Raw genomic sequence first — 22000 nt, 5'->3', positions numbered from 1 at the left:
GCACCGCCGGGCCCACCACCGAGTCACCGCCCGGCCGCACCGCCGGGTTCGCGCCCGGCCGCACCGTCGGCGGAGTGCCGCCGTTCTCCGGTGCCGCGCCGTGCCGTCGTTCCCGTACTTCCGTCGTTCCCGTACTTCCGTCGCCTTTCCCCTTCCCACGCACAGGAGGAACCCCATGAGCTCCGCATACGAATCCGTCGTCGAGGTCATCGTCGCCCGCTTCGGCCTCGACCCCGAGACGGTGGTGCCCGAGGCCACCTTCGACGACCTCGGGCTGGACTCGCTGTCGCAGATAGAGCTGGCCACCGCCCTGAAGAAGCGGCTGGGCGTGGCGATCCCCGATGAGGAGCTGTCCGAGATGGCCGTCGTCGCCGACGTCGTCGCCGCGGTCGAGCAGAAGACCGCCACCGTCCGATGACCGGCTTCGCCGCCGCCATCACCGGGATCGGGCTGGTCACGCCCGCCGGTATCGGGACCAAGGAGAACTGGCACCGCGTGACGGAGGGCAGCCCCACGGCCGCCCACCACGCCGAGCTGGACGGCCTGCCGGTGACCATGGCGTGCCGGGTGCCCGGCTTCGACCCGGCCGCACTCGGTCTGCGGGGAGCGTGGCAGTGGGACCGTTACGCCCAGTTCGCCGTCGCCGCGACGCGGGAAGCCCTGGACCACGCCGGGCTGCGGCCCGGTGCCTGGGCGGACAGCGCGCGGGTGGCCGTCATCCTCGGCTCGGGTGCCGGCGGCACCGCCACCCTGGAGGAGCAGCACCGCGTCCTGATCGAGGAGGGCCCGTCGGAGGTCTCCTCGATGACACTGCCGATGGGTCTGCTGAACATGGCGGCGGGCCAGGTGGCGATCGACATCGGCGCCAACGGGCCCTGCATGGCGCCGTGCACCGCGTGCGCCGCCGGGGCCAGCGCGATCGGCCTCGGCCGGGAGCTGATCCGGTCGGGACTGGCGGACATCGTCGTGGCCGGCGGCGCCGAGGCGCCGGTCACTCCGCTGTACGTGTCCTCGTTCGCCAGGATGCGGGCGCTGTCACGACGGCTGGACGACCCGCGGACCGCCTCCCGCCCGTTCGACGCGAGCCGCGACGGGTTCGTGCTCGGTGAGGGCGCCGGCGTGGTCGTCCTGGAGTCCGAGGAGCACGCGCGGGCCCGCGGCGTACGGCCGCTGGCCCGGGTGATCGGCTACGGCGCCTCCGCGGACGCGCACCACGTGACCTCGCCGCACCCGGAGGGCCGGGGCGCCGAACTAGCGGTCCGCGCGGCCCTCCAGGACGCCGGTCTCACCGGCCGGGACGTGGACTACGTCAACGCCCACGGAACCTCCACCCCGCTCAACGACGTCGTCGAGGCCGGAGTGATCCGCCGGGTCGTCGGCGCGCATCCACAGGTCAGTTCCACCAAGGGAGTCACCGGTCACCCGCTGGGCGCGGCCGGGTCCATCGAGGCCGCGTTCGCGGCGCTCACCGTGCACCACGGTGTCGTCCCGCCGACGGCGAGCACCACCGAGGTCGATCCCAGGATCGAGGTGGACGTCGTGCACGGAACGGCACGCAGCGGGCGGGTGGACGTGGCCCTGAGCAACTCCTTCGGGTTCGGCGGCCAGAACGCCGCGCTGCTGATCGCGTCCGCCTGACCGCAGCCGCCCGCCGCCCGCGCCGGACTCCACGAACCGCCCCGCAGGAAAGGATTCACAGATGACCTCGTCGGCCCGCGCCGACCTGTCCCGGCTCCTGTTCGACGGCAGGTACGAGCAGACCCACCAGGACCTCCACGAACTGCTGCTGGACCCCGTGTTCGATCCCCGCCAGGGGCTGACCATGACCGAGGCCGGCAAGCTGGCCTACGAGCGGTCGAGGGCCGTGCACGCCGCGCTGGAGCGCCCCCGCGAGATCCTCGCGGACCCGTGGCGGCTGTTCGCCCTGGCCGAGTGGCCCTCGCTCCTGGACGTCTCGGTGTTCTCGCTGCTGATGGTGCACTACAACCTGGCCTTCGGCACGGTCGTCGAGCACGGCGCGCGGGACGACCTGAAGGACCTGTTCGACGAACTGGACCGCCTCGACTCGTTCAGCCCGTACATGGCGACCGAACTGGGCTACGGCAACAACGTCGCCGCCCTGCGCACCGAAGCCGTGTACGACGCCGCGACCGAGACGTTCGTGCTCAACACCCCCGACGCGCTCGCCCAGAAGTACATGTCGTACAGCGGGTTCCAGGACATCCCCAAGCTCGCCGTGGTGATGGCCCGGCTGAAGGCGGACGGCACCGACCACGGCGTGTTCCCGTTCCTGGTGCGCATCAGCGACGGAGCGGGGCTGTGCGAGGGCGTGCACGCGGCACCGTGCCCCGAGAAGCCCGTCCAGGGCCTCGACAACGGCCTGACCTGGTTCGACCACGTGCGCGTCCCGCGCCGCAACCTGCTGCACGGCGACATGGGCCGGTTCGACGAGAAGGGCGTCTTCCGCCCGGCCCCCGGCAACCGGCGCAAGCGGTTCCTGCGCGCCATGAACCGGATCCTGCCGGGGCGGCTGTGCGTCTCCAGCGCGGCGACCGGCGCGGGCCGCGCCGCCGTGTACATCGCCCTGCGGTACGCGGCGCGGCGGCTCACGAACGCGCCGGGCCGCAACGACCTGCCGGTCATCGAGTACCGCAGCCACCAGCTCGCCCTGTTCACCGCGCTGGCCAGGACGTACGCGATGACCCTGCTGCTCAACCACGCCAAGCGGGAGTTCACGGCGGCGCCGCGGGACGGGGCGCCCGCCGAGCTGAACCATCTGGTCTCGATCACCAAGGCGCTGTCCACGTGGGAGATGACCGAGGTCATCGCCGTCTGCCGGGAGCGCTGCGGGGCCCAGGGCATCTTCAGCGTCAACCGGATCGCCGACTACGGTTCGCTGCTGCAGGGCCTGGTCACCGCGGAGGGCGACAACCAGGTGCTGCTGGCGACCACGGCCGGGCAGATCATCGCGGCGGGCGACGACTCGGAGGAGCCGGCCGCGGCCCCCGATCCGCGGGGCCGCAGCCTCGGGGACCCGGAATTCCTGCTGGCGGCGCTGCGCCACCGGGAGCGGGAGCTGCTGCGGGCGGCCCGGGCCGCCATGGCGGACGACTCCCGGGACCGGACGTACTTCGAGGCGTGGAACGACACCGTCAACGGCGGCCTGGAGATGGCCCGGGCCCGCGGAGTGCGTACCGCGCTGGAGTGCCTGACGGCCGCGGTGGACACGGCGCGGGACGGGACGGCGCGCACGGCGCTCGGGCTGCTGGCCGCGCTGTACGGGCTCACCGAGATCCGGCGGGAGGCGGGCTGGTTCCTGGCGCGCGGCACGCTGACGGCCGATCAGGTGGAGCGGCTGCCGCAGGAGGCGGACGCGCTGTGCGCGCGGATCGCGCCGTACGCCGACACGCTGATCGACGGTTTCAACCTGTCCCCGGAACTGCTGCGGGCGCCGATCGCCGCGGCCGACTACGTGACCGCCTTCCAGCAGCGGACCGGCGCGTTCGGGCCCGCCGCCGCCCGGCCGGCCGAAGGGGGCTGAACGCGATGGCGCGGCACAGTTACCTCTGCCCGATCCGCTGGGCCGACATGGACGTCTACGGGATCGTCAACAACGTCGCCTACCTGCGCTACCTGGAGGAGGCCCGGGTCGACTTCATCTTCCGGATGGCGCCGACCGAGGGCGACGCGTTCTTCCGGGACGGCTCGGTGGTGGTGGAGCACCGGATCCGTTACCGGCGGCAACTGGTGCACCGGCACGCGCCGGTCGAGATCGAGATGTGGGTCTCCGACCTGCAGTCGGCGACGGTCGCCGTCGACTACGTGGTGAAGGACGACGACACCGTGTACGCCACGGCCTCGACCGTGATGGCGCCGTTCGACTACGGCACCGGCCGGCCCCGCAGGCTGACCGACGAGGAGACCCGCTTCTTCGAGAAGTACGTCGAAGCCGCCCTGGGGGCGCGCTGACATGCGGCTGCTGCGGATCGGTCCGCCGGGCGGGGAGCGGCCGTGCGCTGTCGGACCCGGCGGTGTGGTACGCGACGTGTCGGCGTGGGTGCCGGACTGGACGGGCACGGCCCTGGACCCGGACGCGCTGCGGGAGCTGGCGGCGCGGCTGACCCGGGAGGCCGCCGGGCTGCCCGCGGTCGACCCGGCGGCCGAGCGGATCGGGCCGCCCGTCCGTCCGGGCGGGCACCTGCTGTCGATCGGGCTCAACTACCGTGCGCACGCCGCCGAGGCGGGCATGGCGCTGCCCACGGAGCCGGTCGTCTCCAGCAAGGCGCCCTCCACCCTGGTCGGGCCGCACGACGACCTGCTGATACCGCCGGGCGGGGAGAAGACCGACTGGGAGGTCGAACTGGCGGTGGTGATCGGGCGGCGTGCCCAGTACCTGCCGGACCGCGCCGCCGCGCGGGCGCACATCGCGGGGTTCGCCACGGCCGACGACGTGTCCGAGCGGAGTTGGCTGCTGGAGCGCGGCGGGCAGTGGGTGAAGGGCAAGTCGTTCGAGTCCTTCAGCCCGCTCGGCCCGTTCCTGGTCACCCCGGACGAGGCCGGCGACCCGCAGCGGCTGCGGCTGACCTGCCGGGTCAACGGGCGGCTGATGCAGGACGGGTCCACCGCCGACATGGTCTTCGGGGTGGACCGTCTGGTGTGGTACCTGAGCCAGTTCATGGTGCTGCACCCCGGTGACGTGGTGCTGACCGGGACGCCCGGCGGGGTCGCGCTCGGCCGCCCCGACCAGCCGTTCCTGCGGCCCGGTGACGTGGTGGAGGCGGAGGTGGCCGGGCTGGGCGCGCACCGGCAGCGCTGCCGCGCGGCGGTCCCGGCGGAGAGCCGGCGGTGAGCGGCCCGGCGCGCCCGCACACGCCGTCGCGGCCGTCTTCCCCCGCGGCCACAGCGGCGGCGGCTGTCGTACCGGCCCGGGAAGGAGAGCGGGAGCAGATGACCGTCCAGGAGGAACACACCGGCCAGGCTCCGTGCCTGTCCGCCGACACCAGGGCGCTGGTGGCGGAGCTGCGCGCGAACAAGGAGCTGGCCTGCTGCGGGCCGGGCGACCGCGCGACCCGGGCGCAGCACGCCAAGGGCAAGCTCACCGCCCGTGAGCGCATCGAACTGCTCCTGGACGAGGGATCGTTCGCCGAGGTGGAGCAGTTGCGCCGGCACCGGGCGGTGGGCTTCGGGATCGAGGAGCGCCGACCGTACACGGACGGTGTGATCACCGGCTGGGGCACGGTCGAGGGCCGTACCGTGTTCGTCTACGCGCACGACTTCCGCATCTTCGGCGGGGCGCTCGGCGAGGCCCACGCCGAGAAGATCCACAAGATCATGGACATGGCCGTCGCGGCCGGTGCGCCGCTGGTGTCGCTCAACGACGGAGCCGGCGCCCGTATCCAGGAGGGTGTCTCCGCCCTCGCCGGCTACGGCGGGATCTTCCGGCGCCATGTGCGGGCCTCGGGGGTGATCCCGCAGATCTCGGTGGTTCTCGGGCCGTGCGCGGGCGGGGCGGCGTACTCTCCGGCGCTGACCGACTTCGTGTTCATGGTGCGCGGCATCTCGCAGATGTTCGTCACCGGACCGGACGTGGTGAAGGCGGTCACCGGAGAGGATGTCACCCAGGAGCGGCTCGGCGGGGCCGACGCACACGCGAGGCAGTCGGGAGTGGCGCACTTCGTGTACGAGGACGAGCGGACCTGCCTGAGCGAGGTGCGGTACCTGCTGTCCCTGCTGCCGTCCAACAACCAGCAGCCCCCGCCCGCCGTGCCCTGCACCGACCCGGCCGACCGGTGCGGCGAGGCGCTGCTCGGCCTGGTTCCGGCCGAGGGCAGGCTGCCGTACGACATGCGGCGGGTGATCGAGGAGATCGTCGACCACGCCGACTTCCTGGAGGTCCACGAGTGGTGGGCGCCCAACGTGCTGTGCGGGCTGGCCCGGCTCGGCGGCGAGGTGATCGGCATCGTGGCCAATCAGCCGATCGCCCTGGCCGGCGTGCTGGACATCAAGGCCAGCGAGAAGGCCGCCCGCTTCGTGCGGATGTGCGACGCGTTCAACATCCCCCTGCTGTCGCTGGTGGACGTGCCGGGGTTCCTCCCGGGAGTGGACCAGGAACACGGCGGGGTGATCCGGCACGGAGCGAAACTGCTGTACGCCTACTGCGAGGCCACCGTGCCGCGCGTCCAGCTCATCCTGCGCAAGGCGTACGGCGGGGCGTACATCGTGATGGACTCCCGCTCGATCGGCACCGACCTGTCCTACGCCTGGCCGACCAACGAGATCGCGGTGATGGGCGCGGAAGGCGCCTCGAACGTCATCTTCCGCAGGCAGATCGCGGAGGCCGCCGACCCGGAGGCCGAACGGACCCGCAAGGTCAAGGAGTACCGGTCGGAGCTGATGCACCCGTACTACGCGGCCGAGCGCGGCCTCGTCGACGACGTGATCGACCCCGCCGAGACCCGGGCGGTGCTGATCCGCGCCTTCCGGGCGCTGCGGACCAAGCACGCCGAGCAGCCCTCGCGCAAGCACGCCAACAACCCCCTGTGACCCGCAAGCACGCCAACAACCCCCTGTGACCCGCAAGCACGCCGACAACCCCCTGTGACCCGCAAGCCCACCCAGCCCTCTGTTCCGGAGCGTATCCATGACCCTTGCGTTCACCACCGAACCGGCCGTCCGCCTGCCCGCCGCGCGGCGGGCGGCGCTGCTGGAGGCGCCCGCCTTCGGTGAGGTGTTCACCGACCACATGATCAGCATCGACTGGGACCGGGAGCGCGGCTGGCACGACGCCCGGCTGCATCCGTACGGGCCGCTGACGCTGGATCCGTCGGCCCAGGTCTTCCACTACGGCCAGGAGGTGTTCGAGGGCATGAAGGCCTACCGGCGCCCCGACGGCACGGTGGTGACCTTCCGTCCGTACGCCAACGCGGCCCGGTTCAACCGCTCCTGCGCGCGGATGGCGATGCCGCAACTGCCCGAGGAGACGTTCGTGGAGGCGCTGGAGCTGCTGGTCGGCGCCGACCGGGACTGGGTCCCCGATCAGCCCGGGCACAGCCTCTACCTGCGTCCTTTCATGATCGCCACGCAGCACACGATCGGTTTCTACGGGCCGTCCGCCGCCTTCCGGTTCATGGTGATCGCCTCGCCCGCGGCGTCCTACTTCCGGGCCGACGCGAAGCCGCTGACGGTGTGGCTGTCGCGGGACTACACCCGGGCGGCTCCCGGGGGCACCGGCGAGGCCAAGTGCGGCGGCAACTACGCGGGCACGCTGGTGGCCCAGGAGCAGGCCCGGGAGAAGGGCTGCGACCAGGTGGTGTGGCTGGACGCGGTGGAACGCCGCTGGGTGGACGAGATGGGCACCAGCAACCTGTTCTTCGTCCACGGCACCCGGCTGGTCACGCCGGAGCTGTCGGGGACGCTGCTGGCGGGCGTCACCCGGGACTCGGTGCTGGCGCTGGCGGCCGAACTCGGCTTCCAGGCCGAGGAGGGGCGGATCAGCGTGGAGCAGTGGCGGGCCGACGCGGAGTCGGGCGCGCTGACCGAGGTGTTCTCCTGCGGCACCTCATCGATGATCACGCCGGTGGGGTTCGTCAGGAGCGCGGACGGCGACTGGACGATCGGGGGCGGGCAGCCCGGTCCGGTCACCGCGCGGCTGCGCGACGAGCTGACGGGGATTCAGGCCGGAACCAGGCCGGACCCGTTCAACTGGGTCCACAAGATCGCCTGACGGACGGACGGGCCGTCCGGTCCGGGTCACACAGTGAGGGGTGTGGGCACATCATGAGTCGTTCGGTCCTCGTGACGGGAGGCAACCGGGGGATCGGCCTGGCCGTCGCCGGCGCCTTCGCGCAGGCGGGTGACAGGGTCGCGCTGACCCTCCGGTCGGGCGAGCCGCCCCGGACGGCGGCCCGCCTCGGCTGTCTGGCCGTCAGATGCGACGTCACCGACGCCGAGCAGGTGGAGCGGGCGTACAAGGAGGTGGAAGCGGCGCACGGCCCGGTGGAGGTGCTGGTGGCGAACGCCGGCATCACCCGCGACCGGCTGGTGCTGCGGATGGCGGAGAAGGACTTCACGGACGTGCTGGACACGAACCTGACGGGGGTCTTCCGGGTGGTCAAGCGGGCCGTCGAGGAGATGGTCGACGCGCGGTGGGGGCGGATCGTGGTGATCTCCTCGGCGGTCGGCCTGCTCGGCGCGGCCGGACAGGCCAACTACGCCGCCTCGAAGGCGGGCCTGGTCGGCTTCGCCAGGTCCGTGGCCCGCGAGCTCGGTCCGCGGGGGATCACCTGCAACGTGGTGGCGCCGGGATTCGTCGAGACGGACATGACCGCCGAGCTCCACGACCGGCAGCGCTCGGCCATGCTGGGCAAGGTGCCGCTGGGGCGCGGCGCGCAGGCGGACGAGGTGGCGGCGGCGGTGCGGTTCCTCGCGTCCGAGGACGCCGCCTACATCACCGGAGCCGTCCTGCCGGTGGACGGCGGGCTGGGCATGGGGCACTGAGGCGGCGCCGGAACCGGGCGCGCCGGGTGCGTCCGGGCCCGGCGTCTCGTACGCCTCGGCCGGGCGGTCCCAGCGGGGGCGCGCCGGGTGCGTGCGGGGCCGGCGCTCAGCGGTGCTCCGAGACGAGCACGGCGCGGGTGGCGGGCTCCAGTGCCTGGAAGACGTGGTGAACGTCGGCCGGGTAGCAGATGTAGTCGCCCGGGTGCAGTTCCACCGGCTCCTCGGCGGTCCCCACCAGGGCCCGGCCGGCGCTGATCACGACGTGCTCCACCACGCCGGGCAGGTGCGGGGCGGAGGAGCGCTGCGGGCCGGGCTCGGCATCGATGCTGTAGACGTCGCGCCGGGCCCCGGGCGGGCAGGAGGCGAGGAGGGTGGCCCGGTAGTGGCTCTCGGCGGCTCCCACGGCCGGCCCCTCCCCGGCGCGGATCACCTGCACGTGCGGGCGGGGCACGGCCAGGAGCCGGGAGAAGGGGATCTCCAGCACCACGCAGAGTGCCCACAGCGTCTCCAGGCTGGGGTTTCCGGTGCCGGACTCGAGCTGGGACAGGGTGGACTTGGCGATTCCGGCCCGGCGGGCCACCTCCGTCAGCGAGAGCCGCGTCCGGGAGCGTTCCGCGCGCAGCGATGCTGCGATCACGTCGAGCGGGGGCTTGAGCGCGGGATCGGCGTCGGGCATGGCGTTCGCTCCAGTGGCCAGTCGTTCGCCTTGACGAACAGGTTCAGGTGTGTTCAGTATAAAAGCCATGCGTTCGTTATGGAAAACCCTCGGCTCCGGGCCGCTGCGCGACATCGCGCTGGTCTGCCTGGCCGTCGGGGTCATCGGCGTCTCCTACGGCGCCGTCGCGACCACGTCCGGATTCGCCTGGTGGTTCCCGGTGCTGATGGGGGCGCTGGTCCTGGCCGCGTCCTCCGAGTTCCTGTTCATCGGGATCGTGGCCGCCGGCGGCAGTCCGATCGCCGCGCTGCTGGCCGGGCTCCTGGTCAACGCCCGTCACCTGCCCTTCGGGCTCGCGGTACCCGATGTGCTCGGGCGCGGCTGGCGCGGACTGCTCGGCACCCATCTGATGAACGACGAGACGGTCGTCTTCGCCCTCTCCCAGGACGGGATGCACCGCAAGCGGGCCGCCTACTGGGCCTGTGGCCTGGGCATCCTCGCCTGCTGGCCGGCCGGCGCCGCACTGGGGGCGTTGCTCGGCACGGTCGTCAGGGACACCGGGGCGCTGGGTCTGGACGCCATGTTCCCCGCGGTCATCCTGGCGCTGATCCTGCCCGCGATGAAGGAGCGGGCGGTCCGGCGGACCGCGCTGGCCGGTGCCGCGCTGGCGCTGGCCGTCACCGCGTTCGTACCGGTCGGGCTGCCGGTGCTGATCGCCCTGGCCGCGCTGCCGCTGTGCACCGTCAGGTCCCGGGAAGGAGCCGTCCGGTGAGCGGGTCCGTCCCGATGCTGCCGACGCTGGCGGCGATGCTGGGCCTGGCCGCCGGTACCTTCCTGCTGCGTCTGTCGGGCCCGGCCCTGCGCGCCAAGGTCACCTTCCCGAAGCGGGCCGAGAAGATGCTGGAGGTCTCCGCGGTGGTCCTGCTCGCCGCGCTGGCGGCCACTTCGGCGCTGACCGAGGGGCACGCCTTCGCCGGTGCCGCGCGGCCGATCGGGGTCCTGGCGGGCGGAGTGCTCGCCCTGCGCAAGGCGCCGTTCCTCGTCGTCGTGCTGACGGCGGCGGGCACGGCCGCGCTGCTGAGACTGGCTGGAATCCCCTGACCCGACCGGATCCGCCACGACGCCCACCCTCACGCCCGCCGGATTCCCCGGCGGGCGTTCCTTTTGAGCCGACGGATCCGAAAGGACAGAACAAACCTGCGCGCCGATTTTGACGCGTTCTCATCGCATGGCCTTCTCGCAGTGTGGACGCACTGTTGTTCGCTCCGAAAGCGGTCGAGTACCCTCTGTGAGAAGTGGACAACAACGCGGAAATCGTCCAGCCCGTGTGCGCCTCGTACCCGTAGTGCGCAGTTGCTTCAGGATGGCTGCCCCATTCTCGGAACACTCTCCCTCGGATGTCCGTAAAGGATCTGCTGAGATGCGTGCAGGACGATTGCGCCGACTTCCCGGAGCGATCCTGAGCGGCGTTCGATCCGGTCGCTTCGTGCCGGCCGGCGAAGGGTTTTCGCGGCAGTCTGCGCGCGCACCGCCGTGGACCGGCTCGTGGCACATGTCGACGCCGCACCCGCGGCACCCCACGGACACACGCCCAAGGAGCGCTGACAGACCCGCATGAACATCATGAAGACGGAGAGTCCGAGACCGCGTGCCCGCCTGGCCGACGATCAGCAGTCCCTCGTCTCCGAGCCACGGCTGACCCTGCTCCACGACGATGTCCGGGACGACGGCGTCCGGGACGCGATGGCACGCGTGCCGCTGTTGTCCGAGCGTGAACTCGATGTCTTCCGGCTCCTGGGGAAAGGGGCGTCGAACAGGAGCATCGCGACCCGGCTCGGCATTACCGAACGCACGACCAAGGCGCATGTCGCCCAGATATTGGCCAAGTTAGGCGTGGAATCGCGACTCCAGGCCGGAATCGCCGGCTTCGCCTGGGAGATCGCCGGGGGAGGCCGTAACGCGCCACGGTGACCAATTCGCCGCGCGTGCGCGGGTGAAGACTCCTGTGTCGCCGCCCGAATGGTATTCGGGCGGCGATACAGGGCGTCCCGCGCCCGCGCCGCGCCGGGGCCGGTCCCGGCCCCGCTCCTCCAGTCCGCCCTCTCCATGGGTGCCCGCGGCCTGCGGGGTGAACCCCCGAGTAGCCGCGCCCGCCCTGCTACCCTGCGTCATCAATTGTCCGCTTTGGGTAGTTCTAAGGGGTGTGTGTGAAGGTCGCCTGTGTCGGAGGCGGGCCCGCGGGCCTGTACCTCTCGATCCTGCTGAAGCGGCAGGACCCGTCCCACGACATCACCGTCCACGAACGCGATCCGGAGGGCTCGACCTACGGCTGGGGCGTGACCTACTGGCGGGAACTGCTCGACCGGCTCCACGAACACGACCCCGAGTCGGCGCGCGCGGTGCGCGAGAACTCGGTCCGCTGGAACCAGGGGGTCGCCCACGTGGGCGACCTGACGACCCGCCGCCCCGGCGACGAGGGCCACGGCATCGGCCGCCACCGTTTCCTGGAGATCCTCGCCGACCGGGCCCGCTCCCTCGGCGTGCGCCTGGAGTTCGAACGCGAGATCACCCCGGGCGGCCTGCCGGACGCCGACCTCGTCGTCGCGGGCGACGGCGTCGGCAGCGCCCTGCGCACCCGGCACGCCGGGCACTTCGGCACGCGGATCAAGAACGGGCGCAACACCTACGTCTGGCTCGGCACCACCAAGGTCTTCGACTCCTTCACCTTCGCCTTCGTGAAGACCGGCCACGGCTGGATCTGGTGCTACGGCTATCCCTACGGCGCCGACCGCAGCACCTGCGTCATCGAGTGCGCGCCCGAGACCCGCACCGGACTCGGTCTCGACCGGGGGAGCGAGGCGGAGCGGCTGGCGCTGCTGGAGAAACTGTTCGCCGGCATCCTGGACGGCCACCCGCTCATCGGCAGCGCCTCCGCGGGCGCCGGCTCCGGCGCCCAGTGGCTCACCTTCCGCACCCTCACCAACCGCACCTGGCACCGGGGCAACCTCGTACTCGTCGGCGACGCCGCGCACACCACGCACTACTCCATCGGCGCCGGCACCACCCTCGCCCTGGAGGACGCCATCGCGCTGGCCGGCGCACTGCGCGAGCCCGCCCCGCTGCCGTACGCCCTCGCCCGCTACGAACACGAACGCAAGAAGGCACTGCTGCCCGTCCAGAGCGCGGCCCGCTACAGCGCCCAGTGGTACGAGAACCTGCAGCGCTACATCCACCTGCCGCCGGAGCGGATGTTCGCGCTGCTCGGCCAGCGCCACTCGCCGCTGCTGCCGTACGTCCCGCCGCAGCTGTACTACCGGATCGACCACGCCGTCGGTCGGTCGGAGGCGCTGCGCCGCCTCAAGCGCTGGCTGGGCCCCAGGATCGCGCGCACCGTGTACGCGCGGACGCTGGCCTCCCGCGGACAGGGCTGAGTGAATGGCCATTCACCCGGTATGGTGAATGGCCATTCACCTGCTTTCTCGTTTTCCGTCCGCTGGAGTCCTCATGGAGCAACCCGCCCCGATACCGCGCCCGGACGGCCTGCGGAAGCGGTTCACCGTCCCCGCGCTGGCGTTCGGCGGCATCCTCATGGCGGTCATGCAGACCGTGGTCGTCCCGCTGCTGCCCGACCTGCCGCGGCTGACCGGGGCGTCGGCGGGCGCGGTCTCCTGGACGGTCACCGCCACGCTCCTGTCGGGCGCCGTCCTCACCCCGGTGCTCGGCCGGGCCGGGGACATGTACGGCAAGCGCCGGGTGCTGATGGCGGCGCTGACGCTGATGACGGCCGGCGCGGTGATGTGCGCCCTGTCCTCCGACATCGCCGTGCTCATCACGGCCCGCGCCCTGCAGGGCGCCGCCGCCTCCGTGGTGCCGCTGTCGATCAGCATCCTGCGCGACGAACTGCCGCCCGAACGACGCGGCTCCGCGGTGGCGCTGATGAGCTCCACGGTCGGCATCGGCGCCGCCCTGGGCCTGCCGCTGGCCGCGCTGGTGGTGCAGTACGCCGACTGGCACACGATGTTCTGGCTGACCGGCGCCCTCGGCGCGCTGGGCGTGACGGCCGTGTGGTGGGCGGTCCGTGAATCCCCGGTGCGCCGGCCCGGCCGGTTCGACGTCCTGGGCGCGCTGGGGCTGGCGGCCGGACTGGTGTGCCTGCTGCTGGGGGTGTCCCAGGGCGGGCAGTGGGGCTGGAGCAGCGCACGGGTCCTCGGCCTGTTCGCCGTCGCCGCCGCCGTCCTGGCGCTGTGGTGGGCGCAGCAGTTGCGCACCGAACGGCCGCTGGTCGACCTGCGGCTGGTCACCCGGCCGCGGGTGGGCCTGTCGCACGTGGCGGCCCTGCTCACCGGCTTCGCCTTCTACGCCAACTCCCTGGTGACGGCCCAGCTGGTGCAGGCGCCGAAGGCCACCGGGTACGGGCTCGGCCTGTCGATCGTGGCCACCGGCCTGTGCCTGCTGCCGGGTGGGGTCACCATGCTCCTGTTCTCGCCGCTGTCGGCCCGGATCTCCGCGGTCCGCGGCCCGCGCGTCACGCTCGCCCTCGGCGCGGCGGTCATCGCCTGCGGCTACGCCGTACGGATCGCCGACAGCCGTGACCTGTGGATGATCATCCTGGGGGCGACCGTGGTGGCGACCGGGACCACCCTCGCCTACTCCGCCCTGCCCACCCTGATCCTGCGCGCCGTCCCGGCCGGGCAGACCGCCTCCGCCAACGGCGTCAACGTGCTGATGCGCACCATCGGCCAGGCCGCCTCCAGCGCCGCGGTCGCCGCGGTGCTGGTGCACCACACCAGCCCGGTGGGCGGTGCACCCGTGCCGACCCTGCACGGGTACCTGATCGCCTTCGCGATCGCCGGCGCCGTCGCGCTGGCAGCCTGCGCCGCGGCCCTGTCCATCCCCCGCGACGCCGGGCCCGGGGGCACCCGCCGGGCCCGCGGCGGCGTCCGGGACACCCGCGACGAGGCGTTGGAGGGAACATGAGGGCCGTGAGCACTCCACCCACCCTGCCCGCACCCGCCCGCCGGGACGCCGAGGCGACCAAGGCGGCCATCCTCAAGGCCGCCCGCCACCTGCTGGCCCGGCACGCCCACGCCGACATCACCCTCAAGGCCGTGGCCGAACGGGCCGGTGTCAGCCCGCCGTTGGTCCTGAAGTACTTCGGCAACAAGGACGCCCTGTTCGCCCGGGTGATGTCCTTCGAGGCGGACGCCGACGCGCTGCTCGACGCGCCGCTGGACGGGCTCGGCCGGCACATGGTCCACCAGGTCCTGGTCAGCCAGTCCCGGCAGGGCGCCGACCCGCTGCTGCGGATCGTGTTCGCCCCGCTGCACGGCGAGCAGGGCGACATCCTGCGCGCCAACTTCCGCACCCAGGTCACCGAACGCCTCGCCGCCCGCCTCACCGGCCCCGACGCGGGCCTGCGCGCGGAACTCGCCGTCGGCATGCTGCTCGGCCTGGGCGTCATGTACGGCATCGCCCGCGGCGCCCACGTGCGCGGTGCGCCGGTGGACGACCTCGTGGACCGCTGCGCGCCCGCGCTCCAGGCCCACCTCACGCCCGGCGCGGGAACCCGGCCGTCCTGACCGCGAACCGCCCCCGTGGCCGCCGCGGGTGCCCGGACGCGGCGGAACCCGAGCGGCCGGTTCCGGGGGCGGGCGGCGCGGATGACAGACTGACGGCATGGAAGAGCGCGTATTCGACAGGTCCGGCCGGCACGCGTCCGTCGTCGGTCTCGGGACATGGCAGCTGGGCGCCGACTGGGGCGAGGTCGACGACAAGGACGCCCACGCGGTCCTGGAGGCGGCGGCCGAGTCGGGGGTGACCTTCTTCGACACCGCCGACGTGTACGGCGACGGGCGCAGCGAGCGGACCATCGCCGCCTTCCTGCGCGGCCGGCCGGACCTGCGCGTGCTGGTGGCCACCAAGATGGGCCGCCGCGCCGAGCAACTCCCGCAGAACTACGTACTGGACAACTTCCGCGCCTGGAACGACCGTTCCCGGCGCAACCTCGGCGTCGACCGCATCGACCTCGTGCAACTGCACTGCCCGCCCACGCCCGTCTACTCCACCGACGAGGTCTTCGACGCCCTCGACACCCTGGTCGAGGAGGAGCGCGTAGCCGCCTACGGCGTCAGCGTGGAGACCTGCGCGGAGGCGCTGACCGCGATCGCCCGTCCGAACGTGGCGAGCGTGCAGATCATCCTCAACCCGTTCCGCATGAAGCCGCTGCGCGAGGTGCTGCCCGCGGCGCGGGAGGCGGGCGTCGGCATCATCGCGCGTGTGCCGCTGGCCTCCGGCCTGCTGTCGGGGAAGTACACCAAGGACACCGTCTTCGCCGCGGACGACCACCGCACCTACAACCGCCACGGCGAGTCCTTCGACGTCGGCGAGACGTTCTCCGGCGTCGACTACGACACCGGCGTGGAGGCGGCCGCCGAGTTCGCCGCCCTCGCGCCCGAGGGGTACACCCCGGCCCAACTCGCCCTGCGCTGGATCGTCCAGCAGCCCGGCGTGACCACCGTGATCCCCGGCGCCCGCTCACCGGAGCAGGCCCGCGCCAACGCGGCCGCCGCCGCGCTGCCGGAACTCGGCGCCGAGACCCTCGACGCGATCCGCGACCTCTACGACCGCCGCATCAAGGACCAGGTCGAACACCGCTGGTAGGACCGCGCGGGCACGCTCACGGCTCCAGGAGCAGCTGCCACTCCTGCTCCTGGTCGCCGGAGACCGACCCCTGGTCCTGCGCGGTGAAGGCGTGGTTCAGCCTCTCGCGCGCCTTCGCCACCGCCTCGGGGGCGCCCTGCACGGTGACCGTCACCGCCCCGGACAGACGGCCGGAGGTGCCGCCCGGGCCGCCGGCCCGCGACGGGCCTGCGGCATCGTGTTCGAACGTCGCCGTGTGGATCGTGGCCCGTTCGTCGGCGGGCAGGGCCCGCGCCGACCCGAAGGCCGGCTCCAGGGCCCGCACCACGGCCCGCGCGTCGGCGGCGCTGCCGCCGCTGAGGATGAGGGTGAGCTCGGTGGCGGACATCGTCGACGCACTCCTCGGCTGGTCGTCGTGAGCCATGCGCTCCGGGTAACCGTCCGGTGATCGGCCAAACAGTCCGCCGTCCGGACCGGTCAACCCGGCCGATGCGGGAACACGTCCCGGAGAGACGGCGGTGGCCGGGCGAGCCGGGAGGAAGGCGTTGGCCGACAGGGAGCACGGTGCGGACCTCGTGAACGACTGGGGACGGCACGAGACCGAGGAGGAGCGGGCCGACCGGAAGTGGACCGAGCTCATCCAGGAGGTCAGGGTCGCCCAGACCGGGGTGCAGATCCTGTTCGGTTTCCTGCTGACCGTCGTGTTCACCCCGAAGTACGGTCAGCTGGAACAGACCGACAAGACCATCTACATCGTCACCGTCGTCCTCGGCGCCGCCACCACCGGGGCGCTGATCGGGCCGGTGTCGCTGCACCGTCTGGTGTCCGGGCGGCGGATCAAACCGCAGGCGGTGGAGTGGGCCTCCCGGATGACCTTCGCCGGCCTGGTGCTGCTGCTGGCCACCATGACCAGTTCGCTCGTGCTCATCCTGCGGGTGGCGACCCACAACGGGGCCGTCACCTGGATCGTCACCGGCGTCGTCGCGTGGTACCTGCTGTGCTGGTTCGGGGTGCCGCTGTGGACCCGGCACCGTCATACGACGAGGTGAGGCCGGGCGCCGCCAGCTGCCGGTCGTGCAGGCGGCCGAGCAGCAGCACCGACACGGTCGCGCCGACCAGCGCGCAGAACATGTCCCACTGGGTGTCCCACACATCGCCCTGCGTGGCGAGGAACGCGTCCGCCGCCTGGCCGCCGACCACGGCGGCCAGCCACTCCAGCATCTCGAACACGGCACTGAAGGCGAGGCAGGCGCACACGGTCAGCGGAGCCAGCCAGCGGCTGCCGCGCAGCGGCGAGGTGCGGCTGAGCAGCTCCCGCACCAGCACCGCCGGCACGAAGCCCTGCATGAGGTGCCCGAAGCGGTCGTAGGGATTGCGGTCCAGCCCGAAGGCGTCCCGCACCCAGTCGCCGGCGGGCACCTCGGCGTAGGTGTAGTGCCCGCCCACCGCCAGGACGAGCGCGTGCGCGGCCAGCAGGCAGCACAGCAGGTCCGTCAGCGGGAAGCGCCGCCGGGTCAGCACCGCAAGCGGCAGCCCGACCAGCACCCACACCGTCTCCAGGAACCAGGTGGTGCGGTCGTGCGGGGCCCAGGCGGAGACGGCCAGTCCCGCGACGGCGACGGCGGCGAGCAGCGCGGGCAGCCGCCGCCGGGGCGGGGCGGGACGTGCGGCGGTCATGGTGGTCATCGGGGGGCTCCTCCTCGTCGAGCCCCCATCGTGGCCGCGCGGGCGGCGACGAGGCATGAGTACGGCTACTCAGCGCGCCTGCGTCGACGCCCCCTGCGAACCCGCGAACCCGCGCCCGCGAGGTCGGCCGAGCGGTGCCGTCGGCCGAGCGCGTCGTCCTGAGCCGGCCCGTCAGCCGAGCGCGTCGTGCAGCGCGGGCAGGAGCGTCTTCGACGCCCAGTCGATGAACTCCGGCTGGCTCTCCCCGCCGATCTGCACCAGCGCGATCTCGTCGAACCCGGCGTCGGCGAACGGCCGCACCGCCTCGACGAAGGCCTCCGGGTCGTCACCGCACGGGATCGCGGCGGCGACGTCGTCGGGCGTCACGAACTGCGTGGCCGCCTCGAACGAATCCGGGTGCGGCAGCTCGGAGTTGACCTTCCAGCCGCTGCCGAACCAGCGGAACTGGGCGTGGGCGCGTTTGACGGCCGTGTCCCGGTCGGGGTCGTAGCAGACCGGCAGCTGGCCCACCCGCGGCTTGCCCTCGCCGCCGTGCCGGTCGAAGGACTCCAGCAGGCCCCGCTCCGGCTCGGTGGCGACGACCAGGTCGGCCAGCCGCCCGGCCAGCGCGCAGGACCGTTCGCCCGAGACGGCCACGCCGATGGGCGGCGGCTCGTCCGGCAGGTCCCACAGCCGCGCCGACTCGACGTCGAAGTGCTTGCCGCGCCGGGTGACATGGCCGCCGTCGAACAGCGCCCGGATGATCCCCACGGCTTCCTCGAGCATCTCGTGGCGCACGTCCACCGACGGCCAGCCGCCGCCCACCACGTGCTCGTTCAGGTTCTCGCCGGAGCCCAGACCGAGCCGGAACCTGCCCTCGGAGAGCAGCTGCACGGTCGCGGCCTTCTGCGCCACCACCGCCGGGTGGTAGCGGACGGTGGGGCACGTCACGTACGTCATCAGCGGGATGCGCGAGGTCGCCTGCGCGGCCGCGCCCAGCACGCTCCAGGCGTACGGCGCGTGGCCCTGGACGCGCAGCCAGGGGAAGTAGTGGTCCGAGGTCACCGAGAAGTCGAAGCCCGCCTCCTCGGCCCGCACCACATGGTCGACGAGCTCACGGGGGCCGGCCTGCTCCGTCATCATCGTGTATCCGATCTGCACCATGGCCGCCGGGTCCCCTGCGCGGGCGGCCGGAAACGACGGCCCGACAGCCGCACCGGCCCCGACAGCGCGGTCACGCGCGGGCCCGCGGGGCAGGATGCCGTCATGAGCGCTCGCCCGCTGCCCCCCGGCAGTCCCTCCGCCCAAGGCGTCGACGCGTCCGGCGTCCACGCCTTCCTCGACGCCGTCGAAGCCGCCCCGGACATCGAGCCGCACAGCGTGATGGTCGTCAGGCACGGCCGCCTCGTGGCGTCCGGCTGGTGGGCGCCGTACACGGAATCCCGCCCGCACCTGCTGTACTCGCTCAGCAAGAGCTTCACCGCGACGGCCGCCGGGCTCGCCGCCGCCGAGGGGCTGCTGGACCTCGACGCCCCGGTGATCTCCTACTTCCCGGAGTTCGCGGCCGACGTCACCGACCCGCGCAGCCGGGCGATGCTGGTGCGGCACGTGGCGTCCATGGCCAGCGGCCACCGGACCGAGACGCTCGAACGGGCGCGCGCCGCGGACCGCGAGGAACTGGTGCGCGGGTTCCTCCGGATCCCTCCGGACGGCGACCCGGGCACCGTCTTCGCCTACAACCAGCCCACCACCTACACCCTCGCCGCGATCGTCCAGCGCGTCACCGGTCAGCCGCTGAGCGCCTACCTGCGGACCCGGCTGCTCGATCCGCTCGGGATCGGGGAGATCGCCTGGCTGCGCGACCGGGCCGGCCGCGAACTGGGTTTCAGCGGGCTGCACGCCCCCACCGACGCCATCGCCCGGCTCGGCGAGCTGTATCTGCGCGACGGCGTGTGGGAAGGCGAGCGGCTGCTGCCCGAGGGATGGGCGGCCGAGGCGTCGCGCGCGCACATCGACACCGCCGACGGCACGCCCGGGGAGGCGCTGTCGGACTGGAAGCAGGGCTACGGCCTGCAGTTCTGGCGCTCCCGGCACGGTTACCGCGGCGACGGGGCGTACGGCCAGTTCTGCCTGGTGCTGCCCGAACAGGACGCCGTGGTCGCGACCACGGCGGCGACGGTGGAGATGCAGCAACTCCTGGACCTGGTATGGACACATCTGCTGCCGGCCTTCCGCCCCGGACCGCTGCCGGACCGGACGGACGAGGACGCCGCGCTGGGGGAACGGCTCGCGCGGCTGGCCCTGCCGCCCGCCGGGGGCCGGCCCGCCCCGCCGGACCGGGCGCCGGAGTGGTCCGGCGCCGTGTTCACCCCGCGCGGCGGCCGGTGCGCGGGGCTGCCGAAGCTGACCGGGGCCGGGGTGACGGCGGACGCGGACGGCTGGACGCTGACGCTCACCGAGGACGGCCACCGGCTCCCCTTCCGCATCGGGCGGACCGGCTGGTGGGAGGCCGACGAACCGCTGCCGACCGCGGTCAGCGGGGGGTGGGCGGACGCCGGCACCCTCGCCGTGGACCTCGTGTTCCTGGAGACGCCGCACCGGCTGACGGTGACGTGCTCACTGCCGGACGGGACGTTCACGGCGTGCTGGCGCACCACGCCGCTGCACGCTCCGGGGCTGCGGGCGATGCGCGCGCCCCGGTACTCAGGCTGACGGCATCCGGAAGGTCCGCAGGACGGTCGCGAGCGCCTGCCGGTCGGCGGAGCCGTCCCGGTCGGCGGCCGGCGTCGTCCAGCGCAGCGAGAAGCCGCGCCCGCCGCCGAGCACGACGCCCCGGCCGAAGGTGCGCACCTGCGTCCCGTGCGCCTCGGACAGCCACTCCATGTCGGCGGCGCTGCGGCCCTGGTAGGCCGTCGCCCGGATGTCGCCGATACGCCGGTAGCCGGGGTGGCGCTCCAGTTCGGGCTCCACGTCGTCGCGCCACACGGCGACGGGGTCCGGGCCCACCCGCGTGCTGTAGGTGACCGCGAGGGTGCGCGGGTCGCCGTGCGCGCCGAAGGTGACGCGGTGGGCCACGCCGGACTGCCGGTCCGTCCGCAGCCGCGTCCAGCCGTCCGGGAGGGCGACGGAGAAGCCCTCGGGGGCGGTGTACCGGTGGAAGCCGGGCGGGAGGGCGGTGGCCGGCGTCGACCTGGACGCCGACGCGGCCGCCGACGCGGGGGCGGAGGCCGAGGGCGACACCGGGGGCGACGCGGCCGCGGAAGGGGGCCGGGTGGACGCGGCGGAGGGAACGGGGACGGAGGCGTGGCCCTCGGCGCGCCGGCCGGGTCCGGTCCGGTGCGCGGTGGCGGCGGCGGTCGCGGTGCCGGACGGGTGGGGTGCCGCGCCCGCGCCGGTGCTGTCGAGGCCCGGCAGTTGCCGGGTCGCGGCGAGGACGGCGATGGCGACGGTGACGACGGCCAGGGCGGTGCCGGCCGTCATGGCCCGCCCGCTCCAGCCCGGGGCGGCCCGCGCGGCGGCGGTGAACGGGGCGCGCAGCCGGCGCCGGGCGGACGCCGACGCGGCCTCCCCGGGGTCCTCGGTGAGGACGGGGCCGAGGGCCTGCCGGAGCGCGGTGCGGGTCAGGCGCTCGTGGGAGTCCTTGCGCAGCAGCCCCTGCACGGTCCGGGTGAGCTGCCCCGACCGCACCGGTGTGCGCAGCGGGAGCCGGTCCACGGCACGCAGCGTGGACTCCGGGCGGCCGCGGTCCCGGAACGGCGGGCGCCCCTCCAGCATCGCGTAGAGCATGGCTCCGAGGGCCCACAGGTCCGCCGCCGGTCCGATCCGCTCGTCGCGGGCCTGCTCGGGGGAGGCGTACGAGGGCGCGGTCAGCCGTGGGCCGAGGGTCGCGCCGGCCAGCCCGAACCCGGCGACCACCACCGGTCCCCGGTCGGGCACGAACACCTGGCCGGGGCTGAGCTCGCCGTGCGTGATCCCCTGGCCGTGCGCGGCCTCCAGGACGTCGAGCAGTTCCCACGCGATGCGCGCCGCCCGCGCCTGGTCGAAGGCGCCGTGGCCGAGGAGCTGGCCGAGGGGGGTGCCGTCGACCCACTCGGCGACCGTCCACAGCACGCCGTGCTCCGCCACCGCGTCGACGACCGTGGCGACCCGGCCGGGGCACAGCCGCCCCATGGTCTCGGACATGCTGATGACGCGGGCGGCGGCCCGGGGGCCGGCTTCACCGTCGGGGTCCGTCGGCAGGACGATCTGGGTGAGCAGACAGGGGCGCCGGGTGCCGACGTCCTTGGCGTACCAGCAGATCCTGTTCGTCTCGCGATGGACGATATCGACGAGTTGGTATCTTTCGGCAACCAACTCGTGTGTGAAGACATGTGCCTTGACCATGGTCATCCCTCGCCGAACCCCTGGCTCACCTTTCTCCCAGAGGTACGCGGGGTGCCACGGGCAGCGTTCAAAGAATCCGCGATCAAGCGGTGTTCTCTGAAATTCGGTCATTGTCCGACCGGCGTTCGTCTTGCAGCCGACGGTTATTGACGAGAATTCAAC

22 protein-coding genes are annotated in these 22000 nt (G+C 73.2%); 17 read left to right on the top strand and 5 right to left on the bottom strand.

Translation table 11 applies throughout. From position 1 onward, the window contains the following. Positions 1 to 175 precede the first annotated feature (175 nt). The 8 genes from VKA29_RS19935 (at position 176) to fabG (ending at position 8496) form a co-directional block, all read left to right on the top strand. Positions 176 to 418, top strand: a complete 243-nt coding sequence (locus VKA29_RS19935) for an acyl carrier protein (RefSeq protein ID WP_324787226.1) — start codon at positions 176 to 178, stop codon at positions 416 to 418. After that, a complete protein-coding gene (locus tag VKA29_RS19930; protein WP_324787225.1) occupies positions 415 to 1638 on the top strand; it encodes a beta-ketoacyl-ACP synthase II in 1224 nt (407 codons plus the stop codon). The genes VKA29_RS19935 and VKA29_RS19930 overlap by 4 nt, the downstream gene beginning before the upstream one ends. A 61-nt stretch (positions 1639 to 1699) precedes the next feature. Beyond that, complete coding sequence (locus VKA29_RS19925; RefSeq protein WP_324787224.1) at positions 1700 to 3541, top strand: acyl-CoA dehydrogenase; 1842 nt, start codon at positions 1700 to 1702, stop codon at positions 3539 to 3541. 5 nt (positions 3542 to 3546) lie between these two features. Then, positions 3547 to 3969 (top strand): thioesterase family protein, encoded by a 423-nt coding sequence (locus tag VKA29_RS19920; RefSeq protein WP_324787223.1) that lies wholly within the window; start codon positions 3547 to 3549, stop codon positions 3967 to 3969. Position 3970: 1 nt separating this feature from the next. Further along, entirely contained in the window at positions 3971 to 4849 is an 879-nt protein-coding gene (locus tag VKA29_RS19915) for a fumarylacetoacetate hydrolase family protein (RefSeq protein ID WP_324787222.1), read from the top strand. A 98-nt stretch (positions 4850 to 4947) separates the two neighbouring features. Then, positions 4948 to 6543, top strand: a complete 1596-nt coding sequence (locus tag VKA29_RS19910) for an acyl-CoA carboxylase subunit beta (RefSeq protein ID WP_324787221.1) — start codon at positions 4948 to 4950, stop codon at positions 6541 to 6543. A gap of 97 nt (positions 6544 to 6640) precedes the next feature. After that, complete coding sequence (locus VKA29_RS19905; RefSeq protein WP_324787220.1) at positions 6641 to 7723, top strand: branched-chain amino acid aminotransferase; 1083 nt, start codon at positions 6641 to 6643, stop codon at positions 7721 to 7723. 53 nt (positions 7724 to 7776) lie between these two features. Continuing rightward, positions 7777 to 8496, top strand: coding sequence for a 3-oxoacyl-[acyl-carrier-protein] reductase (fabG, locus tag VKA29_RS19900; RefSeq protein WP_324787219.1), 720 nt, complete (start codon positions 7777 to 7779; stop codon positions 8494 to 8496). Positions 8497 to 8602: 106 nt separating this feature from the next. Here fabG and VKA29_RS19895 read toward each other — a convergent pair whose 3' ends face one another. Beyond that, positions 8603 to 9172 carry an XRE family transcriptional regulator gene (locus VKA29_RS19895; protein WP_324787218.1) on the bottom strand — a complete coding sequence of 190 codons (570 nt, stop codon included), beginning with the start codon at positions 9170 to 9172 and terminating at the stop codon, positions 8603 to 8605. A gap of 67 nt (positions 9173 to 9239) precedes the next feature. Here VKA29_RS19895 and VKA29_RS19890 point away from each other — a divergent pair, with 67 nt between their 5' ends. The 7 genes from VKA29_RS19890 to VKA29_RS19860 all read left to right on the top strand — a co-directional run bounded on the left by VKA29_RS19890 (position 9240) and on the right by VKA29_RS19860 (position 15811). Next, on the top strand, positions 9240 to 9923 hold the full coding sequence (locus tag VKA29_RS19890; protein WP_324787217.1) for an AzlC family ABC transporter permease: 684 nt from the start codon (positions 9240 to 9242) through the stop codon (positions 9921 to 9923). A gap of 14 nt (positions 9924 to 9937) precedes the next feature. Then, entirely contained in the window at positions 9938 to 10252 is a 315-nt protein-coding gene (locus tag VKA29_RS19885) for an AzlD domain-containing protein (protein WP_324787307.1), read from the top strand. A 513-nt stretch (positions 10253 to 10765) separates the two neighbouring features. Beyond that, positions 10766 to 11122, top strand: coding sequence for a helix-turn-helix transcriptional regulator (locus VKA29_RS19880; protein WP_324787216.1), 357 nt, complete (start codon positions 10766 to 10768; stop codon positions 11120 to 11122). A 236-nt stretch (positions 11123 to 11358) separates the two neighbouring features. Then, the gene (locus VKA29_RS19875; RefSeq protein WP_420718528.1) at positions 11359 to 12582 is read left to right on the top strand and encodes an FAD-dependent monooxygenase; all 1224 of its coding nucleotides are present in this window, start codon (positions 11359 to 11361) and stop codon (positions 12580 to 12582) included. Between the two features lie 73 nt (positions 12583 to 12655). Then, positions 12656 to 14128, top strand: coding sequence for an MFS transporter (locus VKA29_RS19870; RefSeq protein ID WP_324787214.1), 1473 nt, complete (start codon positions 12656 to 12658; stop codon positions 14126 to 14128). Continuing rightward, on the top strand, positions 14125 to 14730 hold the full coding sequence (locus tag VKA29_RS19865; protein WP_324787213.1) for a TetR family transcriptional regulator: 606 nt from the start codon (positions 14125 to 14127) through the stop codon (positions 14728 to 14730). Before VKA29_RS19870 ends, VKA29_RS19865 begins: the two co-directional genes overlap by 4 nt. 97 nt (positions 14731 to 14827) lie before the next feature. After that, positions 14828 to 15811 (top strand): aldo/keto reductase, encoded by a 984-nt coding sequence (locus tag VKA29_RS19860; RefSeq protein WP_324787212.1) that lies wholly within the window; start codon positions 14828 to 14830, stop codon positions 15809 to 15811. Positions 15812 to 15827: 16 nt separating this feature from the next. Here VKA29_RS19860 and VKA29_RS19855 read toward each other — a convergent pair whose 3' ends face one another. Continuing rightward, positions 15828 to 16178 (bottom strand): hypothetical protein, encoded by a 351-nt coding sequence (locus VKA29_RS19855; protein WP_324787211.1) that lies wholly within the window; start codon positions 16176 to 16178, stop codon positions 15828 to 15830. A gap of 157 nt (positions 16179 to 16335) precedes the next feature. Here VKA29_RS19855 and VKA29_RS19850 point away from each other — a divergent pair, with 157 nt between their 5' ends. After that, positions 16336 to 16839, top strand: a complete 504-nt coding sequence (locus VKA29_RS19850) for a DUF6328 family protein (RefSeq protein ID WP_324787210.1) — start codon at positions 16336 to 16338, stop codon at positions 16837 to 16839. On the opposite strand, the gene VKA29_RS19845 is transcribed toward VKA29_RS19850, so the two are convergent. After that, on the bottom strand, positions 16760 to 17467 hold the full coding sequence (locus tag VKA29_RS19845; protein WP_324787306.1) for a DUF2238 domain-containing protein: 708 nt from the start codon (positions 17465 to 17467) through the stop codon (positions 16760 to 16762). The two genes, VKA29_RS19850 and VKA29_RS19845, sit on opposite strands and share 80 nt — an antisense overlap. Before the next feature lie 180 nt (positions 17468 to 17647). Next, positions 17648 to 18619 (bottom strand): LLM class F420-dependent oxidoreductase, encoded by a 972-nt coding sequence (locus tag VKA29_RS19840; protein ID WP_324787209.1) that lies wholly within the window; start codon positions 18617 to 18619, stop codon positions 17648 to 17650. A gap of 102 nt (positions 18620 to 18721) precedes the next feature. Here VKA29_RS19840 and VKA29_RS19835 point away from each other — a divergent pair, with 102 nt between their 5' ends. Next, the gene (locus VKA29_RS19835; RefSeq protein WP_324787208.1) at positions 18722 to 20167 is read left to right on the top strand and encodes a serine hydrolase domain-containing protein; all 1446 of its coding nucleotides are present in this window, start codon (positions 18722 to 18724) and stop codon (positions 20165 to 20167) included. Here the strand turns inward: VKA29_RS19835 and VKA29_RS19830 are convergent. Then, on the bottom strand, positions 20159 to 21844 hold the full coding sequence (locus VKA29_RS19830; RefSeq protein WP_324787207.1) for a serine/threonine-protein kinase: 1686 nt from the start codon (positions 21842 to 21844) through the stop codon (positions 20159 to 20161). The two genes, VKA29_RS19835 and VKA29_RS19830, sit on opposite strands and share 9 nt — an antisense overlap. Positions 21845 to 22000: the final 156 nt, after the last annotated feature.

The sequence above is a fragment of the Streptomyces sp. H51 genome, from assembly GCF_035656535.1.
Classification (GTDB): Bacteria; Actinomycetota; Actinomycetes; order Streptomycetales; family Streptomycetaceae; genus Streptomyces.
Note: the sequence above shows the minus strand (reverse complement) of the source record. Positions and strands in the feature narration are given on the sequence as shown.

Excerpts from the sequence above, each read along its gene's own strand:
- VKA29_RS19935 (WP_324787226.1), top strand. The coding sequence starts at position 176 with ATGAGCTCCGCATACGAATCCGTCGTCGAGGTCATCGTCGCCCGCTTC.
- VKA29_RS19930 (WP_324787225.1), top strand. The coding sequence starts at position 415 with ATGACCGGCTTCGCCGCCGCCATCACCGGGATCGGGCTGGTCACGCCC.
- VKA29_RS19925 (WP_324787224.1), top strand. The coding sequence starts at position 1,700 with ATGACCTCGTCGGCCCGCGCCGACCTGTCCCGGCTCCTGTTCGACGGC.
- VKA29_RS19920 (WP_324787223.1), top strand. The coding sequence starts at position 3,547 with ATGGCGCGGCACAGTTACCTCTGCCCGATCCGCTGGGCCGACATGGAC.
- VKA29_RS19915 (WP_324787222.1), top strand. The coding sequence starts at position 3,971 with ATGCGGCTGCTGCGGATCGGTCCGCCGGGCGGGGAGCGGCCGTGCGCT.
- VKA29_RS19910 (WP_324787221.1), top strand. The coding sequence starts at position 4,948 with ATGACCGTCCAGGAGGAACACACCGGCCAGGCTCCGTGCCTGTCCGCC.
- VKA29_RS19905 (WP_324787220.1), top strand. The coding sequence starts at position 6,641 with ATGACCCTTGCGTTCACCACCGAACCGGCCGTCCGCCTGCCCGCCGCG.
- fabG (WP_324787219.1), top strand. The coding sequence starts at position 7,777 with ATGAGTCGTTCGGTCCTCGTGACGGGAGGCAACCGGGGGATCGGCCTG.
- VKA29_RS19895 (WP_324787218.1), bottom strand. The coding sequence starts at position 9,172 with ATGCCCGACGCCGATCCCGCGCTCAAGCCCCCGCTCGACGTGATCGCA.
- VKA29_RS19890 (WP_324787217.1), top strand. The coding sequence starts at position 9,240 with ATGCGTTCGTTATGGAAAACCCTCGGCTCCGGGCCGCTGCGCGACATC.
- VKA29_RS19885 (WP_324787307.1), top strand. The coding sequence starts at position 9,938 with ATGCTGCCGACGCTGGCGGCGATGCTGGGCCTGGCCGCCGGTACCTTC.
- VKA29_RS19880 (WP_324787216.1), top strand. The coding sequence starts at position 10,766 with ATGAACATCATGAAGACGGAGAGTCCGAGACCGCGTGCCCGCCTGGCC.
- VKA29_RS19870 (WP_324787214.1), top strand. The coding sequence starts at position 12,656 with ATGGAGCAACCCGCCCCGATACCGCGCCCGGACGGCCTGCGGAAGCGG.
- VKA29_RS19865 (WP_324787213.1), top strand. The coding sequence starts at position 14,125 with ATGAGGGCCGTGAGCACTCCACCCACCCTGCCCGCACCCGCCCGCCGG.
- VKA29_RS19860 (WP_324787212.1), top strand. The coding sequence starts at position 14,828 with ATGGAAGAGCGCGTATTCGACAGGTCCGGCCGGCACGCGTCCGTCGTC.
- VKA29_RS19855 (WP_324787211.1), bottom strand. The coding sequence starts at position 16,178 with ATGTCCGCCACCGAGCTCACCCTCATCCTCAGCGGCGGCAGCGCCGCC.
- VKA29_RS19845 (WP_324787306.1), bottom strand. The coding sequence starts at position 17,467 with ATGACCGCCGCACGTCCCGCCCCGCCCCGGCGGCGGCTGCCCGCGCTG.
- VKA29_RS19840 (WP_324787209.1), bottom strand. The coding sequence starts at position 18,619 with ATGGTGCAGATCGGATACACGATGATGACGGAGCAGGCCGGCCCCCGT.
- VKA29_RS19835 (WP_324787208.1), top strand. The coding sequence starts at position 18,722 with ATGAGCGCTCGCCCGCTGCCCCCCGGCAGTCCCTCCGCCCAAGGCGTC.
- VKA29_RS19830 (WP_324787207.1), bottom strand. The coding sequence starts at position 21,844 with ATGACCATGGTCAAGGCACATGTCTTCACACACGAGTTGGTTGCCGAA.